The sequence below is a fragment of the Blastococcus sp. TML/C7B genome (genome assembly GCF_016612845.1).
GTDB lineage: Bacteria > Actinomycetota > Actinomycetes > Mycobacteriales > Geodermatophilaceae > Blastococcus.
On the sequence record NZ_JAEOAA010000002.1, the window covers coordinates 1,182,123 to 1,199,183 of the forward strand.

At 75.5% G+C, this 17,061-nt stretch carries 15 protein-coding genes and 1 pseudogene; 6 read left to right on the top strand and 10 right to left on the bottom strand.

Going from position 1 to position 17,061, the window contains the following annotated elements; translation table 11 throughout:
• The first annotated feature begins 34 nt into the window (after nucleotides 1–34).
• Complete coding sequence (locus tag JKP76_RS18625; RefSeq protein WP_309229534.1) at nucleotides 35–454, top strand: MmcQ/YjbR family DNA-binding protein; 420 nt, start codon at nucleotides 35–37, stop codon at nucleotides 452–454.
• Nucleotides 455–470: 16 nt separating this feature from the next.
• Here JKP76_RS18625 and JKP76_RS18630 read toward each other — a convergent pair whose 3' ends face one another.
• Together JKP76_RS18630 and JKP76_RS18635 are read right to left on the bottom strand one after the other, a co-directional pair.
• Nucleotides 471–1,454, bottom strand: coding sequence for a sigma-70 family RNA polymerase sigma factor (locus JKP76_RS18630; protein WP_200492247.1), 984 nt, complete (start codon nucleotides 1,452–1,454; stop codon nucleotides 471–473).
• A 74-nt stretch (nucleotides 1,455–1,528) separates the two neighbouring features.
• A complete protein-coding gene (locus JKP76_RS18635; protein WP_309229533.1) occupies nucleotides 1,529–3,052 on the bottom strand; it encodes a hypothetical protein in 1,524 nt (507 codons plus the stop codon).
• Between the two features lie 343 nt (nucleotides 3,053–3,395).
• Here JKP76_RS18635 and JKP76_RS18640 point away from each other — a divergent pair, with 343 nt between their 5' ends.
• The 3 genes and pseudogenes from JKP76_RS18640 to JKP76_RS18650 all read left to right on the top strand — a co-directional run bounded on the left by JKP76_RS18640 (nucleotide 3,396) and on the right by JKP76_RS18650 (nucleotide 7,122).
• Complete coding sequence (locus tag JKP76_RS18640) at nucleotides 3,396–4,721, top strand: sensor histidine kinase (RefSeq protein WP_200492249.1); 1,326 nt, start codon at nucleotides 3,396–3,398, stop codon at nucleotides 4,719–4,721.
• Nucleotides 4,718–5,381 (top strand): annotated as a pseudogene (locus tag JKP76_RS24255) (response regulator transcription factor). The gene JKP76_RS18640 and the pseudogene JKP76_RS24255 overlap by 4 nt, the downstream one beginning before the upstream one ends.
• A 496-nt stretch (nucleotides 5,382–5,877) precedes the next feature.
• Nucleotides 5,878–7,122, top strand: a complete 1,245-nt coding sequence (locus tag JKP76_RS18650) for a GNAT family N-acetyltransferase (RefSeq protein ID WP_200492250.1) — start codon at nucleotides 5,878–5,880, stop codon at nucleotides 7,120–7,122.
• Between the two features lies 1 nt (nucleotide 7,123).
• On the opposite strand, the gene JKP76_RS18655 is transcribed toward JKP76_RS18650, so the two are convergent.
• The 3 genes from JKP76_RS18655 to JKP76_RS18665 form a co-directional block, all read right to left on the bottom strand.
• The gene (locus JKP76_RS18655; RefSeq protein WP_200492251.1) at nucleotides 7,124–7,606 is read right to left on the bottom strand and encodes a ribose-5-phosphate isomerase; all 483 of its coding nucleotides are present in this window, start codon (nucleotides 7,604–7,606) and stop codon (nucleotides 7,124–7,126) included.
• 130 nt (nucleotides 7,607–7,736) lie between these two features.
• The gene (locus tag JKP76_RS18660) at nucleotides 7,737–8,498 is read right to left on the bottom strand and encodes an SDR family oxidoreductase (protein WP_200492252.1); all 762 of its coding nucleotides are present in this window, start codon (nucleotides 8,496–8,498) and stop codon (nucleotides 7,737–7,739) included.
• A 65-nt stretch (nucleotides 8,499–8,563) separates the two neighbouring features.
• On the bottom strand, nucleotides 8,564–9,226 hold the full coding sequence (locus JKP76_RS18665) for a DsbA family protein (protein WP_200492253.1): 663 nt from the start codon (nucleotides 9,224–9,226) through the stop codon (nucleotides 8,564–8,566).
• Between the two features lie 135 nt (nucleotides 9,227–9,361).
• Between JKP76_RS18665 and pepN the strand changes: the two genes are divergently transcribed.
• A complete protein-coding gene (gene pepN, locus JKP76_RS18670; RefSeq protein WP_200492254.1) occupies nucleotides 9,362–11,917 on the top strand; it encodes an aminopeptidase N in 2,556 nt (851 codons plus the stop codon).
• Nucleotides 11,918–12,002: 85 nt separating this feature from the next.
• Here the strand turns inward: pepN and JKP76_RS18675 are convergent, their stop codons facing one another.
• The 3 genes from JKP76_RS18675 to JKP76_RS18685 are packed head-to-tail and all read right to left on the bottom strand — an operon-like array spanning nucleotide 12,003 to nucleotide 14,217.
• Nucleotides 12,003–12,452, bottom strand: coding sequence for a DUF5130 family protein (locus tag JKP76_RS18675; protein WP_200492255.1), 450 nt, complete (start codon nucleotides 12,450–12,452; stop codon nucleotides 12,003–12,005).
• A 52-nt stretch (nucleotides 12,453–12,504) separates the two neighbouring features.
• Nucleotides 12,505–12,756, bottom strand: coding sequence for a hypothetical protein (locus tag JKP76_RS18680; protein ID WP_200492256.1), 252 nt, complete (start codon nucleotides 12,754–12,756; stop codon nucleotides 12,505–12,507).
• 30 nt (nucleotides 12,757–12,786) lie between these two features.
• Complete coding sequence (locus JKP76_RS18685; RefSeq protein WP_200492257.1) at nucleotides 12,787–14,217, bottom strand: amidase; 1,431 nt, start codon at nucleotides 14,215–14,217, stop codon at nucleotides 12,787–12,789.
• Between the two features lie 74 nt (nucleotides 14,218–14,291).
• Here JKP76_RS18685 and kynU point away from each other — a divergent pair, with 74 nt between their 5' ends.
• Nucleotides 14,292–15,557, top strand: a complete 1,266-nt coding sequence (gene kynU, locus JKP76_RS18690) for a kynureninase (RefSeq protein WP_200492258.1) — start codon at nucleotides 14,292–14,294, stop codon at nucleotides 15,555–15,557.
• Between the two features lie 75 nt (nucleotides 15,558–15,632).
• Here the strand turns inward: kynU and JKP76_RS18695 are convergent, their stop codons facing one another.
• The gene (locus JKP76_RS18695; RefSeq protein ID WP_200492259.1) at nucleotides 15,633–16,496 is read right to left on the bottom strand and encodes a hypothetical protein; all 864 of its coding nucleotides are present in this window, start codon (nucleotides 16,494–16,496) and stop codon (nucleotides 15,633–15,635) included.
• Nucleotides 16,493–17,020 (bottom strand): HNH endonuclease, encoded by a 528-nt coding sequence (locus JKP76_RS18700; protein ID WP_309229531.1) that lies wholly within the window; start codon nucleotides 17,018–17,020, stop codon nucleotides 16,493–16,495. The genes JKP76_RS18695 and JKP76_RS18700 overlap by 4 nt, the downstream gene beginning before the upstream one ends.
• Between the last annotated feature and the right edge of the window lie 41 nt (nucleotides 17,021–17,061).

Genomic DNA, 17,061 nt, shown 5'->3' on the forward strand with positions numbered 1-17,061 from the left:
CACGAACGCGGATCCCGCACCTACGCTGCCGGCCGTGACCGCTGACCGGCCGGCGCGGGTCGAGGACGTGCACGAGCTCGCGCAGGCGATGCCGCACGTGACCGTCGTCCACGGGTCGGGCGGCAACGCCGTCTACCAGGTGGGCGGGAAGTCCTTCGTCTTCTTCCGCACCCCGCGGCCGGACGCCGTCGACGCCGAGGGCCGCAAGCTGCCCGACGTGATCGTCTTCTGGGTGCCCGACGAGACGGACAAGCTCGCGCTGGTCCAGGACGAGCGGACGCCGTTCTTCACCACCTCGCACTTCGACGGCCACCGCTCGGTGCTGGTGCAGGCGAGCCGGCTCGGCGAGATCAGCCGACAGGAACTGGCCGAGGTGGTGCAGGACGCCTGGCTCGCCCAGGCCTCCCCCCGCCGCCGGGCGGTGTGGTTGACCGAGCACGGGGCGGCGGACTAGCTCCGCGCCGGTGCGCTCAGTCGAAGCCCGCGGGCAGGCCGAGCTTGGCGAACAGCCCCGTCCCGAGGTCGAGGAAGCTGGAGATGTGGGCGACCTTCCCGCCCTCGATCTCCAGCACGTGCAACCCCCACGGCTCGTGGCCACCGCCCTCGCGGCGGCGGTACTGCGCCAGCGCCGGCGTCCCGTTCGCCGAGGTGAGGAAGACCCGCGACCCCGCGCACTCCGCGCCCGGCCCCCGCATCCAGGTGCCGATGTCCTCCGCGCCGCGGAGCCACATCTCGAAAGGGGGCATGTGCTGGGTGGCGTCCTCGTGCAGCAGCTGCACGAACGCCTCGATGTCGTAGCGCTCGAAGGCGTCCAGGTAGCGAGCGAGCAGCGCGCGGTCGTCGTCGTCCAGGCTGCGGGGCGCCGGGCGACCGTCCAGGTCGGCGAGGGTGGCCCGCGCCCGCTGCAGCGCGCTGTTCACCGACGCCACCGTCGTCTCCAGCAGCGTGGCGACCTCCTCGGCCTTCCAGCGCAGCACCTCGCGCAGGATGAGCACCGCCCGCTGCCGGGGTGGCAGGTGCTGCAGCGCCGCGATGAACGCCAGCCGGATCGACTCGCGGGCGACCGCCTGCTCGGCCGGATCGCCGTCCTCGGGCAGCACCTGCCGGTCGAGCACGGGCTCGATCCAGGCCGTCATCGGCCGCTGACCCGCCAGCGACGCCGGCACCGGCGGGTAGGGGTCGCCCGCCAGGTCCATCGGCAGCGCCCGTCGGTTCCGGCCGTTGAGCTGGTCGAGGCAGACGTTGGTCGCGATCCGGTAGAGCCAGGACCGCAGCGCCGAGCGGCCCTCGAAGTCGGCCAGGCCGCGCCAGGCGCGCACCATCGTCTCCTGCACCGCGTCGTCGGCGTCGAACGCCGAGCCGAGCATCCGGTAGCAGTAGCCGGTGAGCTCGCGGCGGTGCTCGAGGAGCCGCGGATCGAGCTGGTCGGTCGGGCCGAGCGCCACGCTGGTCACCTGGCAACCACTCCTCCGGTCGGTGTGCGCGCCAGCACATCACAGGACACCGACAGAACGGGAGGGGCGAGCGCCTACTGGTAGCTGACGAGGTCCGGTGCCGGCTGCACCTGCTCCATGGTCTGCTCCGGGGTGAGCATCGGGGCGTCCTCGTCGTAGAAGTTCTTCCACCCCCACCAGACCGGGGGTGCGCCCTCCCGCACGCGGTTCCAGGTCGCCTGCTTGTCCCCCTGCGAGCCCTGGCCGTCGGCGTGCACGAGCACCGCCAGCTCGTCGCGCGAGACGTCGAGGGCCTCGCGCCCGGGCAGCATGTCGGTGCGGAACTGGTGCAGGACCAGCAGCTTCTGCGGAAGCCGCGCCTCCCGGGTCAGGTCGGCCAGCCAGCCCACGACGCGGTTGACCTCCTCGACGCCGACCGAGCCGATCTGGGTCAGGTGCACCTGGTCGGGGGCCAGCCGCCACTCCGGGTCCAGCGCCAACCCGACGTGCGGCAGCTCCAGCAGCGGCCGGTAGCGCTCGGCCTGCGTGACGAAGTCGGTGCGGCCGGGCTGCAGGTCCAGCACCACGTAGACACCGGCCTCGCCCGCCGCCTCCACCCAGGGCCGCAGCGCGTCGACCTCGCTCTCGGTGGAGTAGTTGCCGTCCGGGCCGGGGAACTCCGAGGCCACGGTCGCGATGATCTCGAACGACGGCACCACCGTCCGGCCGCCGGCGAGCGGCTCGTACGGGGCGGCGTGGTCCCGGGCGCGCTGGATGGCCGCCTCCACCGGCTGCTCCCCCAGCACGCCGAGGGCGGCCGAGCCGGGGTAGCCGTACAGCGCGACGAGCAGGCGCCCCGGGAACAGCAGCTGGCCGCCGCCGGGCAGCTCGGTGCCGGAGGCCGCCGTCTCCACCTTCCAGTCCAGGCCCTCGTCGGCGGCGAGGTCGCCGAGCGCGACGACCGACTCGGTGCCCTCGTCGGCCAGCGCCGTGCGCGCCGCCTCCGAGCCGCGCGGATCGGCCGGGCCGTCGAGCACGACGACCTGCGCACCGGCGGCGCGGGCGGTGGCGACGGCGGCGACCGCGTCGTCCTCCGCCGGCACGAGGACGACGGTGCCGGCGCGGTCCGCGCCCGGGCGCACCCGCGGCAGCTGCTCGACGTCGTCGTCGGCCCGCGGGTCGTCCGGCGCCTCGTCGACCAGCGCGACCGGCTCGTCGCGGTCCAGATCGGCGACCGCCTCCAGCTCATCCTCGGCCGCCACCTCCTCGACCTCGTCGAGCGGCAGCCCGGTGCTCGCGGCGACCGCACCCGCCCGCGCGGGCACGCGGACGACGTCGGGGCCGTCGGCACCCGCGCCGTCGGCCTCCCCCACCGCCAGCACCGTGCCGGCGTCGAGCCGGTCCAGCTCGTCGGCGAACCCGTCGCCGTCGTCCACCAGCAGCGGCACCCCGAGCCCGACCGCGGCGGAGGCGGCGAGCAGCAGGCCGGGGCGGTCGTCCGCCCGGGCGCTCACCACGACGGGGCTGCTGTCGAAGAACACGTCGCTGGCGGCCAGCGCCGCGGCGGCCGGCTCGGTCTGCGGCAGGAGGGTGAGCCGCTCGCCGGGGGCGGCGGTCACGGCCGCTCCGGCGTCCTCTCCCTCCGGCGCGCCCGGGGAGTCCGTGGCGGAGGCCGTGCACCCGGCAGCGACCACCGCAACCAGGACGGCGGGGATGGCACGAGCACGCACGGAGGACCTCCCGTTCGGGCACGGCGGCGCGGGGTCCTGTCCCCCGTGCCCGCGACGTCCGCGCCTCGACCGACCCTAAGCGGGGAGCGCCGGGCCCGGGCGCTGGACACCGGCGGGCCCCGGCCGCGAGCATCGGTACCGCGATGACGCCGCTCCGTTCGGGCCAGCCCGACCCCCGATCGACCAGCCAGCGGGCTGGGACGCGCCCCTGCCCTGCACCAGGCTCGACGGCATGACCACCGACACCGCCGTCCTCCCCGCGATGACCGTCGCCGAACCCGCGCCGATCCGACGTCCCCGGCGCCTGCTCCGCAGGCTCGGCATCGACACCGGCTACACGCTGACCGGCTTCCCGCTGGCCATCGCCGCCTTCGTCGTCGTGGTCACCGGCCTGGCCGCGGGCGCCGGGCTCCTCGTGGTCTGGGTGGGTGTGGCCGTTCTCGCCGCCACGCTGCTCGCCGCCCGCGGGTTCGCCACCGTCGAGCGGGCCTGGCTGCCGGCCGTGCTCGACCGGCCGGTCCCGCACCCCGCCTACCTCGTCGCCGAGGGCCGCCCGGTCCGCAAGCTGCTCACCCCGCTGCGGGACCCGCAGACCTGGCTGGACGCCCTGCACGCCCTCGTCCGCTTCCCGCTCGCGACCGTCTCCTTCGTCGTCACGGTGACCACCTGGTCGCTCGCCCTCGGCGGCCTCACCTACGGCGCCTGGGACTGGGCGCTGCCCGACGCCGCGCAGGACACCGAGAACACCGACCTGCTGGAGCTGCTGGAGCTGCTGGGGTTCGAGACGTCGGCCGGCCGGCGGATCGCCCTGAACACCGCGATCGGCGTCGTGTTCGCCCTGCTGCTGCCCTTCGTCGTCCGCGCCGTCGCGCTGCTGCAGGCCCAGCTGGGCCGGGTGATGCTGACCTCCCGCGCGGCCGCGCAGGCCGAGATCGGCCGGCTCGCCGAGGGCCGCGAGGCCGCCGTCGCCGCCGAGGCGGTCGCGCTGCGCCGGCTGGAGCGCGACATCCACGACGGCCCGCAGCAGCGGCTGGTCCGGCTGGCGATGGACCTCGCCCGCGCCCAGCGGCAGCTCGACACCGACCCCGCGCGCGCCCGCGCCACCCTCGGCGAGGCGACCGACCTGGCCCGGGAGACCCTCGAGGAGCTGCGCGCGCTGTCCCGCGGGATCGCCCCGCCGGTGCTCGCCGACCGCGGGCTGGCCGCGGCGCTGGCCGCGCTCGCCGCCCGCTCCCCCGTGCCGGTCGACCTCTCCGTCGACCTGCCCACCGAGCGGCTGGCGCCGGTCACCGAGAACACCGCCTACTTCGTGGTCAGCGAGGCGCTGGCCAACGTCGCGAAGCACAGCGACGCGACGCTGTGCCGGGTCGCCCTGGTCTGCGCGGCGGGCCGGCTGCGGGTCGTCGTCGAGGACGACGGCGCCGGCGGCGCGGTGCTCGCCCCCGGGCACGGGCTGGCCGGGCTCACCGACCGGCTGCACGCGGTCGACGGGCAGCTGACCGTGGACAGCCCCCGCGGCGGGCCGACCCGGCTGACGGCGGAGCTGCCGTGCACGTGAGCGGACCCCGGGACCGAGCCCTCCGCGTGGTGCTGGCCGAGGACTCGGTCCTCCTGCGGGAGGGCCTGGTCCGGCTGCTCGGGGAGGCCGGCACCCACGTGGTCGCGGCGGTCGCCGACGGCCCGTCACTGGTCGCCGCCGTCGTCGAGCACCGGCCGGACGTCGCCGTCGTCGACGTCCGGATGCCGCCGACGCACACCGACGAGGGGTTGCGCGCCGCCGTCGAGGCGCGCCGGCAGGTGCCCGGGACGGCGGTGCTGGTGCTCTCCCAGTACGTGGAGGTGGCCTACGCCGACGAGCTGCTGGCCGACGGCACCGGCGGGGTGGGCTACCTGCTCAAGGACCGGGTCGCCGTCGTCGACGTCCGGATGCCGCCGACGCACACCGACGAGGGGTTGCGCGCCGCCGTCGAGGCACGCCGGCAGGTGCCCGGGACGGCGGCGCGCCGACGACCCGGTGCGGCGGCTCACCCCCCGCGAGCGCGAGGTGCTCGGGCTGATCGCGGAGGGGCACTCGAACACCGCGATCGCCCGCGAGCTCGTCGTCACCCCCGGCGCGGTGGAGAAGCACACCCAGCACATCTTCGCCAAGCTCGGCCTCACCCAGGACGGCGACCAGCACCGCCGGGTCATGGCGACGCTGGCCTACCTGCGCTCCTGATCCCCGGGCCGGCCGAGCGCCCGCTCCAACGTTCTCCACCATCCGGGCGAGCACCAGCACGGTGCGCTCGTACTCCTGGCGGGACAGCCCGTCGGCGGTGTGCCGGCGCACCCGGCCCACCGCCCGCAGGACCCGGTCGTGGGCGGCGACGCCCTCGGCGGTCAGGTGCAGCAGGCCGGCCCGCGGCCGGTCCACCCAGCCGCGGGCGGCCAGGTCGGTGACGACGGCGGTGGTGTCGCCGGCGAAGTCGGCCAGCGCGGCGACGACGTCGACCTCCGGGACGGCGCCGCCGGCGAGGGAGTGCAGCACCTGCCAGTGGCGGCGGGTCAGCCCCTCACCGGTGACGACGGAGTCCAGCGCCTCCTCGAGGAGCGCGTCGAGGCGCTTGACCCACCAGCCGATCGGCCGCTCGTCGTCCATCCGCGCATCCTGGGCAGCGCGGGGCCGGGCGACAACCCGTTGGCGCCCAGAGTCCCCCGACCGGTAGACACGGGCCGTGCCCGAGGACCCCGCCGCCCAGCTCCGCCCGATCACCGCCGACGAGTGGCCCCGGTTCCTGCGCGCCATGTACGGGGTGTTCGGCGACGAGCCCAGCGGCCGGTTCGTCGACGTCCCCTCGCCGTGGGCCGAGCTCGACCGGTCGCTCTCGCTGTGGGAGGACGACCGGGTCGTCGCCACCGCGGGCATCTACAGCCGCGAGCTGACCGTGCCGGGCGCCGTCGTCCCCTGCGCGGGGATCACCTGGGTGACCGTCGCCCCCACCCACCGGCGGCGCGGCGTGCTCACCGCGATCATGCGCCGGCAGCTCGACGACATCCGCGCGGCCGAGCGCGAGCCGGTCGCCGCTCTCTGGGCGGCGGAGTCGGCCATCTACGGCCGGTTCGGCTACGCCCCGGCCACCCGCCGCGGCGGCTGGACCGGCCGCACCGAGCGGCTGCGGCTGCGGCCCGGCACCGACCTGGGCACCGGTGCGGTGCGGCCGGCGGAGCCTGGCGAGTTCCGGGCCGCGGCCGCGCGGGTGCACGAGCAGCTGCGCCGCTGGGTGCCGGGCAACCTGGCCCGCGACGAGCGCTGGTGGGACCGGGTGCTGCTCGACGAGCCCGAGGAGCGCAAGGGCCGGCCCGCCCAGCAGCTGCTGCTGCACACCGAGGCCGACGGCTCCGCGACCGGGTACGCGACCTACCGGCGCAAGGCCCGTTGGAGCGACACGAGCGAGCCCGAGGGCGAGCTCACCGTCGGCGAGGTGCGCGCCGCGACGCCGGCGGGCTACGCCGCGCTGTGGCGGTACCTGCTCTCGATCGACCTCGTCCGCACCGTCCACTCCCCGATGGCCTCGGACGACGACCCGCTGCGCCACCTGCTCGCCGACCCGCGCGCCCTGCACGCCCGGCCGGTCGACGCGCTGTGGGTCCGGGTGGTCGACGTCGGCCGCGCGCTCTCCGCCCGCCGCTACCCCGCCCCGCTGGACCTGGTGTTCGAGGTGCGCGACGAGTTCTGCCCGGAGAACACCGGCCGCTGGCACCTGTGGGGGCACCCCGCCGGCGCTTTCTGCGACCGCACCGACCGCGACCCCGACGTCGTCCTCGGCATCGAGGAGCTGTCGGCGGCCTACCTGGGTGGGGTCACCCTCGCCTCGCTGCAGGCAGCCGGCCGGGTGCACGAGGTGAGCCCGGGCGCCGTCGTCCAGGCGTCGACGGGGTTCGGCTGGCCGGTCACCCCGTGGTGCCCGGACGAGTTCTGAGTCAGCGCCCGGTGGGCAGTCCCCCGGCGGGGCGGTGCCGGTCGCGCTCGTAGTCGCTGATCAGCCCGATCCGGCGGACGTGCCGCTCGTCGCCGCTGAAGTCGGTGCGGAGGAACTCGAGCACCAGCTCGGTGGCCTCCTCGACGCTGTGCTGCCGGGCGCCGATCGAGACGACGTTCGCGTCGTTGTGCTGGCGGGCCAGCTGCGCGGTGGCGGTGTTCCAGACCAGCGCGGCGCGGACGCCGGGCACCTTGTTGGCCGCGATCTGCTCGCCGTTGCCCGAGCCGCCGATGACGACGCCGAACGAACCGGGCTCAGCGACCGTGCGCTCGCCGACCTCGAAGCAGAAGGGCGGGTAGTCGTCCTGGGCGTCGTACTCGAACGCCCCGCAGTCGACGGGCTCGTGGCCGGCGTCGGCGAGCACCTGCTTGAGGTGGTCCTTGAACTCGAGGCCGGCGTGGTCGGTTCCGACGAAGACGCGCATGGGTGCAGTTTGTCAGGCGGGCGGCGTCCCGGTCCCCGGGGTCCCGGGCCCGTGCGCCCGCCGCCCCACCGCGGACTTTCTGTACCGAAAGTCCCCGACTCTCCCGGACTTTCGGTACCGAAAGTCCCGTTCAGGAGCCGGTGAGGCGGCGGACGGCGGGGAGCGGGAGCACCTTCAGCAGGCGGGCGACCGGGCGCCAGGGCCACTCGGGCACGTAGCCGCGCACCGGCTCCCGCTCGACGACGGCGACCAGCGCGGCCACGCCCTTGTCCAACCCGACGGTGAGCGGGCCCCGCCGTCCGGCGTTGATGTCGGTGGCGATGTAGCCGGGCAGCACCGTGGAGACGACGATCCGCGAGCCGTACACGTCGGAGCGGATGCCCTCGGCCAGCGAGTTGAGCGCGGCCTTGCTCGCGCCGTAGGCGGTGCGGGTGCCGGGCATGCCGCGGACCGAGGCGACCGAGGAGATGAGCACCAGGTGCCCGGCGCCCTGGCTGCGGAAGAGCTCCATCGCCGCCTCGCACTGCGCGTGCGAGCCGAGCACGTTGGTGAGCAGCACCGCGCGGTTGTCCGCGGCCGCGCCGGTGCCGACCGAGCCGCCCTTGCCGATGCCGGCGTTGACGATCACCCGGTCGACGCCGCCCAGCTCCTCGGCCAGACGGGGCATCACCTCGGCGACCGAGGCCGGGTCGTCGACGTCCATGGCCGCGACGACCACCCGGATGCCGGGGTGCGCGGCGAGCAGCTCATCGCGCAGCGCCTCGAGCCGGTCCAGGCGGCGGGCGGTCAGCGCGAGGTCGCGGCCCATCGCGGCGAACCGGCGGGCCATGCCCTGGCCGAGGCCGGCGCTGGCGCCGGAGATGAAGATCCGCTGGCGGACGGGGTGCGGCATCCGGCCATCCTGCCGCACCCCTCCCCGAGGGCAGAAATGGCCATTTCTGCCCTCGGGGGGTGAGGTCAGCGGCGGGTGATCTCGAGGGTGTCGGCCGGGACGGAGGCCATGTCCGGGCCGGCGGTGCGGGTGCGCTTGAGCTCCCAGAACTCGGGGAGGTTGGCGAGCAGGACGGCGCCGTCGAAGGCCTTGCCGGCGTCCTCGCCGGTGGGCACCTTGCTGATCACCGGGCCGAAGAAGGCGACGCCGTCGATGTGCATGACCGGGGTGCCGACGTCCTCACCGACCGGGTCCATGCCCTCGTGGTGGCTCTTCTCCAGCGCCTCGTCGTACTCGGTGGAGGTCGCCGCCTCGGCGAGGGAGGCGGGCAGGCCGACGCGCTCGAGGGCGGGGGCGATGAGGTCCTCCAGCTCCACCTTCTCGTGGTGCCGGAGCGTGCCCATGGCGGTGTAGAGGTCGCCGAGGATCTCCTCGCCGTGCTGCTGGGCGGCGGCGATCGCGACCCGCACCGGGCCGTACGCCTTCTTCATCATCTCCTGGTACTCCTCGGGCAGGTCCCGGCCGCTGTTGAGGACGGCGAGCGACATGACGTGCCAGTGCAGGTCGATGTCGCGGACCTTGGCGGCCTCGAGCACCCAGCGGCTGGTCAGCCAGGCCCAGGGGCACAGCGGGTCGAACCAGAAGTCGACGCGGGCCTTCACGGGGGCGCTCTGCACTGCCTCGGTCATGCGGGTTCTCCTCGTGGTCGGGGCCCCGGGGAGCTGCCACCGGGTCTCGGGAGGTGCCAAGCGGCACGGGGGGCGGCTTGTTCCCGGACACCGCGGTCGCGCGGGCCGTCGTCACCCCGTGGCAGGCTCCGGGGCGTGGCCGCACCCAACCTGACCCGCATCGATGCCGCCGCCCGCGCCGAGATCCTGACCGTCGAGAGCTACGACATCGCCCTCGACGTCACCGACGGCGCCGGGCACCCCGGCGAGCGCACCTTCGTCTCGACGACGACCGTCGAGTTCGGCTGCCGGGAGCCCGGCGCCTCGACCTTCATCGACCTGGTGGCCGACTCCCTCCGCTCCGCCACGCTCAACGGCGTCGAGCTCGACGTCAGCACGTGGGAGGAGGCCGTCGGCCTCCCCCTGCCCGACCTGGCCGAGCAGAACACGCTGGTCGTCACCGCCGACTGCCGCTACTCCAACAGCGGCGAGGGCCTGCACCGCTTCCTCGACCCCGAGGACCAGCAGGTCTACCTCTACACGCAGTTCGAGCCGGCCGACGCCAAGCGGATGTTCGCCTGCTTCGACCAACCCGACCTCAAGGCGACCTTCACGCTGCACGTCACCGCGCCGTTCGACTGGCAGGTCATCTCCAACAGCGGCGACCGCACCATCGAGGCCGGCGAGGGCGGCTCGCAGCTCGTGCACTTCGCCACGACCAAGCGCATCTCGACCTACCTGGTGGCGCTGATCGCCGGCCCCTACGCCAAGGTCACCGACTCGCACGAGGGCATCCCGCTGGGGCTGTACTGCCGGGCCAGCCTCGCCCAGCACCTCGACCCCGACGAGCTGTTCCGGGTCACCAAGCAGGGCTTCGACTTCTACCACCGGGTGTTCGACTACCCGTACCCGTTCGACAAGTACGACCAGCTGTTCGTGCCCGAGTTCAACGCCGGGGCGATGGAGAACGCCGGCGCGGTCACCTTCCTCGAGGACTACGTCTTCCGGTCGAAGGTGAGCCGGGCCCGCTACGAGCGCCGGGCCGAGACGATCCTGCACGAGCTGGGCCACATGTGGTTCGGCGACCTGGTGACCATGCGCTGGTGGGACGACCTGTGGCTCAACGAGTCCTTCGCCACCTACATCAGCACCCTGTGCCAGGCCGAGGCCACCGAGTACACGACGGCGTGGACGACGTTCGCCAACACCGAGAAGGCCTGGGCCTATGCGCAGGACCAGCTGCCCTCGACCCACCCGATCGCCGCGGACATCCCCGATGTCGCCGCGGTCGAGGTCAACTTCGACGGCATCACCTACGCCAAGGGCGCCTCGGTGCTCAAGCAGCTGGTCGCCTACGTGGGCCGGGACGAGTTCCTGGCCGGCGTGCGGCGCTACTTCCGGCGGCACGAGTACGGCAACACCACGCTCGCCGACCTGCTGGGCCCGCTGTCGGAGAGCTCCGGCCGCGACCTGTCCGAGTGGGCCGACCAGTGGCTGCGCACCAGCCAGGTGAACACGTTGCGCCCGCTCTTCGAGCTGACCGAGGACGGCCGGTACGGCAGCTTCGCGATCGAGCAGACCGCCGTCGCCGAGCACCCCGTGCTGCGCAACCACCGGCTGGCCGTCGGCCTGTACAGCGAGGGCCCCGACGGGCTCACCCGCACCGCGCGGGTCGAGCTGGACGTCGCCGGCGCGCGCACCGAGGTGCCCGACCTGGTCGGCCACCCGGCGGCGGACCTCGTGCTGGTCAACGACGACGACCTGACCTACGCCAAGCTGCGGCTCGACGAGCGCTCGCTGGCCACCCTGCGCGCCCGCATCGGCGCGATGCCCGACCCGCTGGCCCGCGCGCTGTGCTGGTCGGCGGCGTGGGACATGACCCGCGACGCCGAGCTGCCGGCCCGCGAGTGGGTGGAGCTGGTGCTGGCCGGGATCGGCGCGGAGTCCGAGAGCAGCGTCGTGCAGTCGCTGCTCGCCCGGGTGCAGACGGCGCTGACCAGCTTCGCCGACCCGACCTGGGCGCCCACCGGCTGGGCGCGGCTGGGCGACCACGCCCTGGCTGCGCTCGAGGCGGCCCCCGCGGGCAGCGACCAGCAGCTGCTGTGGTCGCGGACGCTGGCCAGCGCCGCGCGCACCGACGAGCACGTCGCGGCGCTGCGCGGGCTGCTCGACGGCTCCCGGACGGTCGCGGGCCTGGAGGTGGACGCCGACGCGCGCTGGGCGTTCCTGCACGGGCTGGTCGCCGTCGGCGCCGCCGGGGACGCGGAGATCGCGGCCGAGGAGGAGCGCGACGCGACCGCCACCGGCATCCGGCGCGCGGCGACGGCGCGGGCGCTGCGGCCCACCGCGGAGTCCAAGGCCGAGACGTGGCGCCAGGCCTTCCACGACGACGAGGTGCCCAACGCCGTGCACGAGGCGATCGTCGCGGGCTTCTGGCACCCGGCCCAGCGCGAGCTGACCGCGGAGTACGTGGACCGGTACTTCGCCGACGTCCGCCCCATCTGGGACCGGCGACCCGGCGAGATCGCCAAGAACGCCGTCCAGTACCTGTTCCCGTCGGTGGTCGAGCCGCGCACGATCGCCGCGGCCGACGCCTGGCTGGCCGACGCCTCGCAGCCGGCGGCGCTGCGCCGGCTGGTCTTCGAGGGCCGGGACGGCATCGCCCGCGCCCTGCGCGCCCGTGAACGCGACGGGGAAGCCGGCCTCGAGTAGGCAGCGACACGACGAGGCCCCGCCCACCGGATCGGTGGGCGGGGCCTCGTTCGCGTTGCTGTGCGGTCCGGAGGACCGCAGTGACTCAGTGCTTGTGCGTGGGGCGGCCGGCCTGGTCGGCGAGCTGGCGCAGCCCGTTGACGATGCCGCCGACGAGGTCGCCCCCGGCGAAGGCCGTCGTCATCGACAGCACGGCGAGCGCGCAGGCGCGGTCGGGCAGCCGGCGGGCCGCGGCGGAACCGGTCACGACCTCGACGACGCGCTGCCCCGGCGAGACGGCGATGAGCACGGCCTCGGCGGTGGCGCCGCCGGAGGAGGCGTGCATCTCCTCGGCCCGCGCGCGGGTCGGGGTGCCCAGGTCACCCACGTACAGGGTGAAGCGCAGGCCGGTCTCCCGGGAGGAGAGCGTCAGCGCCTCGTCCAGGCGGGCCAGCTCGCGGAAGCTGAAGATCTGGTCGAGCGGCTCGTCGGTGCGCGACGACATGGTCGAGGACGTAGCGGTGTCGTGGGACTCGACTTCGAGCGCGCGGGTCATCGCGGGCCTCCGGGCAGGTCGATCGCGGGTGCGGGAGTCGGGATCAGGGCGCTCACCAGGTGCCCCGGGCTCCACCGAGCGGACCGGCGGCCTGGGGGGCGGCCGCGATCGCGGCGTGCCCGTCCCCGTGCCCGCCGCCGTCGGGGTGCGGCTCGTACCAGACCGGGGCGTGGTCCCAGGCCTGGCCCGGCTTGTAGCGGGGCCGCCGGTGGCGCACCCCCGGCCCGAGGGTCAGCAGCGCGAGCACGAGGATCACGACCAGCGGGCCCCCGGCGAAGACGAGGATGGTCTCGGCAACGGTCACGGGGCACAACTTACCGGCACCGCACCCCGGTCAGGCCGCCCGCTCCCCCCAGACGGGTGGGTGCCGCGACGCCCAGGGCCGCGCGGCCTCCAGCTGGGCGGACAGCGCGAGCAGCGTGACCTCGTCGGCGGGCCGGCCGACCAGCATGCTGCCGATCGGCAGCCCGCGCGCGTCGGAGTGCAGGGGCAGGCTGACGGCCGGCTGACCGGTGATGTTGGCGAGCGCCGGGAAGGCGGCGTAGCGCTCGTTGCGGGCGAAGTCCTCGGCGCCGTCGTCGGTGAACCAGCCGACCGGGCGCGGCGCCATCGTGACCACCGGGGCGAGCAGCACGTCGTAGCCGGCGGTGGCCCGCAGGTAGCCGCGGGCGAACGACCGCAGGGTGCCCAGCGCGAGCATCGCGTCCCGGGCCGAGAGCGCCAGGCCGCGGGCGCGCAGCTCCCGGGTGAGCGGCCGCAGCTCGCCGATGCGCTCGGGCGGCACCGGCAGCGTCGTCGCCGACAGCGCCCACACCCGCTCGAACGCGGGCAGCACCTCGGGCCCGATCAGCCCGGCCGGCGCCTCCTCCACGTCGTGCCCCAGGTCGGCGAGCAGCCGCGCGGTGCCGCCCAGGGCGGCGGCGATCGCCGGCTCGAGCGGGACGCCGGGCGGCGGCGATTCGGTGACGACGCCGATGCGCAGCCGGCCCGGCCCCCGGCCGGCGGCGGCCAGGAACGTCTCCCCCGGCGGCAGCGGCGGCGCCCAGGCGGGGTCGCCGAGCTCCGGGCCGGCCATCGCGTCGAGCAGCGCGGCGGCGTCGTGCACCGTCCGGGCCAGCGGGCCGTGGGTGGCGAGCCCCGTGATCTCGCTGCCCAGCGGGGCGTTGCTCACCCGCCCGCGCGTGGGCTTCATGCCGACCAGGCCGTTGACCGCCGCCGGGATGCGGATCGAGCCGCCGCCGTCGCTGCCGTGGGCCACCGGCACGAAGCCGGCCGCGACGGCGACCGCCGCGCCGCCGCTGGAGCCGCCGGCCAGCAGCGCCGGGTCCCAGGGGCAGCGCGCCGGGCCGACCAGGTCGTTGTCGGTGTAGGCCGGGAAGCCGAACTCGGGGGTGTTGGTCTTGCCGACGCTGATCGTCCCCGCGGCGGCCAGCCGGGTGACGACGGCGTCGTCCGCGTCCGGCACGGTGCCGGCGGTGACGCGTGAGCCGGACGTCGTCCGGACGCCGGCGGTGCGGGTGAGGTCCTTGATCGCGGTCGGCACCCCGAGCAGCGGGGGCAGCGGTCCGCCGTCCCGCAACCGCTGCTCGTCCGCGGCGGCGGCCGAGAGCGCGCGCTCCGGGGTCACCGTGACGAAGGCGCCGAGCCCGGCGTCGAACGCCGCGATGCGGTCCAGCGCGTGGCGCACCAGCTCGGTCGGGCTCACCTCGCCGGACCGGACGGCGGCGGCCTGCTCCAGCGCGGTCAGGTCGTGCAGCTGCGTCACGGGCGGCGACGCTAGCCGCCGGCGCGCCGACCCCCGGCAGCACCGCGGCCCGGCGGTCCCGTACACAAGGAGCCATGGACCTCTCCCGTGCCGCCGCGGAGGCCCTCGACGCGGCCGACCCCCTCGCCGGGTTCCGCGCCCGCTTCGCCGGTGCCGCCGACGACGGCCCCGACCGGCTGCTGTACCTGGACGGCAACTCGCTGGGCCGGATGCCCCTGGACACCCCCGCCGCGGTGAGCCGCGTGGTCGAGCAGGAGTGGGCGCGCGGTCTGGTCGGCTCGTGGTCGCAATGGATCGGGCACGCGACGCGGCTCGGCGACGCCCTCGGCGCCGGGGTGCTGGGTGCCGGCACCGGACAGGTGCTGGTCGGCGACTCCACCACGGTGAACCTCTACAAGCTGCTGGTCGCCGGCGCCGCCGCCCGACCCGGCCGCGACGTGCTGGTCTGCACCGCCGACGACTTCCCGACCGACCGCTACGTCGTGGCCGGGGTCGCCGAGGCCCGGGGCATGACCGTGCGCGAGATCGACGCCGACATCGACGAGGGCCTGGACCCGTCGGCGCTCGCGGCGGCGCTGGACGAGCGGGTTGCCGTCGTCGTCCTGTCGCTGGTGGCCTACCGGTCGGGCGCGCTGGCCGACGTCGCCGAGGTGACCCGGCTGGTGCACGAGGCCGGCGCGCTGCTGCTGTGGGACCTCTCGCACGCGGTGGGCGCCGTGCCGGTCGACCTGGACGCCACCGGGGCGGACCTGGCCGTGGGCTGCACCTACAAGTACCTCAACGGCGGGCCCGGTGCCCCCGCGTTCCTGTACGTGCGCCGCGACCTGCAGGAGGAGCTGCGCTCCCCCATCCAGGGCTGGTTCGGTCAGCGCGACCAGTTCGAGATGGGCCCGGCCTACGAGCCGGCCGAGGGCATCGAGCGCTTCGGGGTCGGGACGCCGCCGGTCATCGGCATGGCCGCGGTCGAGGTCGGCGCCGGGCTGGTCGCCGAGGCGGGCATCGGGGCGCTGGCCGCGAAGGGCCGCACGATGACCGACCTCGTGGTGGCCCTCGGCGACGAGTGGCTGGTGCCGGCCGGGGTGGCGCTGGCCTCGCCCCGTGAGCAGTCCCGGCGCGGCTCGCACGTCACCTTCGCCCACCCGCAGGCCTGGCAGCTGACGCAGGCGCTGGTCGACCGCGGCGTGGTGCCGGACTTCCGCACCCCCGACCGCGTGCGGCTGGGGCCGGCGCCGCTGTACACCCGGTTCGTCGACGTCTGGGACGCGATGGACCGGTTCCGCGCGATCCTCGCCGACCGCTCCTACGAGGCCTTCCCGGCCGAGCGCGCCCGCGTCACCTGAGACCCCCTCCACGAGATCTGCACACTCGGGGCTTTCCGGGCGCCGAATCCCCCGAGTGTGCAGATCTCGCGGAGATCAGGCGGGTTCGGGCACGCCGATCGGGTTGCCTGCCGGCCACTCGCCGGCGGCGACGACGGCGCGGCGCACCGGCCGGATCAGCTCGGCGAACCGGTCGCAGCCGCGGGAGCCGAGCGCCTGCCACGGGCCGAGGGCCAGCCGGTCGGTGTCCGCCTCGATCGCGGTGACCACCGCCAGGCCCTGCGCGGTGAGCTCGCCGTGGGCCAGCCAGCCGCGGCGTGCCAACCGGGCGGCGCCGGCGTCCCAGGCCTCGTCGTCCCAGCCGCGCGCCTTCTGCAGCCAGGCGCGGTCGGCGCGCCCGGCCGCGACGGCCAGCACGTGCCCCTGCACGCCGTCGACCTCGCGGTCGACCAGCGCGGCGGTGTGCCCGTCCCCGCGGTGCTCGCGCAGCGTCGTGAGCAGCTGCCACAGCGCCAGGTGCGGTTCGTCGGGGACGGCGACGCCGGTGTTGGCGGCCGCGAGCGGGCGCCCGGGCAGGTCGACCGCGGCCGCGGCGGTGGCCGCCAGGTCGCGCAGCTCGCGCACCTCGTCCGACGCCGTCCAGCCCGCTCCGAGCACCCGATGCACCGCCGCGTCGACGCCGGCCAGCCGCGCGTCCAGGGCGGCCGCCGGGGTCGCCTGGTCCCACACCGCGGGCACGCGGCGGGCGACGAACTCCGGCGCGAAGTTGACGAAGGTGGCGGTCACGACCTCGGCCCCGACGGCACCCAGCGGCGCCGCACGGCCGGCGAAGTAGCCCGACCAGAAGCCCCGCAGCCCGGCCTCCTCGAAGGCCGCGGTCGCCTCCGCGGCGAAGTAGGTCAGCGCGTGGAACGGCTCGGCGAGGCTCCACAGCAGCCGCGCGGTACCCGGGGACGTCACGCGCTGACGCTCTCAGGTATGCCCAGCCACTCGCGCCAGCGGGGGTCGACGGTGCGGTGGCCGAGCAGCCGCCAGGCGGCGCCGGTGGGGGTGCGCGGCGGGTGCGGCAGCTTCCAGCCGAGCTCGGCCAGCGACCGGTCGGCCTTGGTGTGGTTGCACCGGCGGCAGGCGGCGACGACGTTGTCCCAGGTGTGCGTCCCGCCCCGGCTGCGCGGGACGACGTGGTCGATGCTGGTCGCCGACCCGCCGCAGTAGACGCAGGTCTGGGCGTCGCGGGTGAAGACCGCGCGCCGCGAGAGCGGGACCGACGACGGGTAGGGCACCCGCACGTACCGGGTCAGCCGCACGACGACCGGCACCGGCAGGCTGACCGTCGAAGCGTGGACGACGTCGTCGGTCGAGTCGACGGCCACGGCCTTCTCCGCCAGGACCAGCACGATCGCCCGGCGGCTGGAGACCACGCACAACGGCTCGAAGGTGGCGTTGAGCAGCAGGGATGCGCCCGTGGTCCCGGGCGAGGGCACGGGCAGGACCGTCGGGGCGGGGTCGCGGCGCGGGCCTGGAT

What these genes read in the sequence shown, in the direction of transcription:
- JKP76_RS18640 (WP_200492249.1), top strand. Translation starts at nt 3,396, where the DNA reads ATGACCACCGACACCGCCGTCCTCCCCGCGATGACCGTCGCCGAACCC.
- JKP76_RS18655 (WP_200492251.1), bottom strand. Translation starts at nt 7,606, where the DNA reads ATGCGCGTCTTCGTCGGAACCGACCACGCCGGCCTCGAGTTCAAGGAC.
- JKP76_RS18660 (WP_200492252.1), bottom strand. Translation starts at nt 8,498, where the DNA reads ATGCCGCACCCCGTCCGCCAGCGGATCTTCATCTCCGGCGCCAGCGCC.
- JKP76_RS18665 (WP_200492253.1), bottom strand. Translation starts at nt 9,226, where the DNA reads ATGACCGAGGCAGTGCAGAGCGCCCCCGTGAAGGCCCGCGTCGACTTC.
- JKP76_RS18675 (WP_200492255.1), bottom strand. Translation starts at nt 12,452, where the DNA reads ATGACCCGCGCGCTCGAAGTCGAGTCCCACGACACCGCTACGTCCTCG.
- kynU (WP_200492258.1), top strand. Translation starts at nt 14,292, where the DNA reads ATGGACCTCTCCCGTGCCGCCGCGGAGGCCCTCGACGCGGCCGACCCC.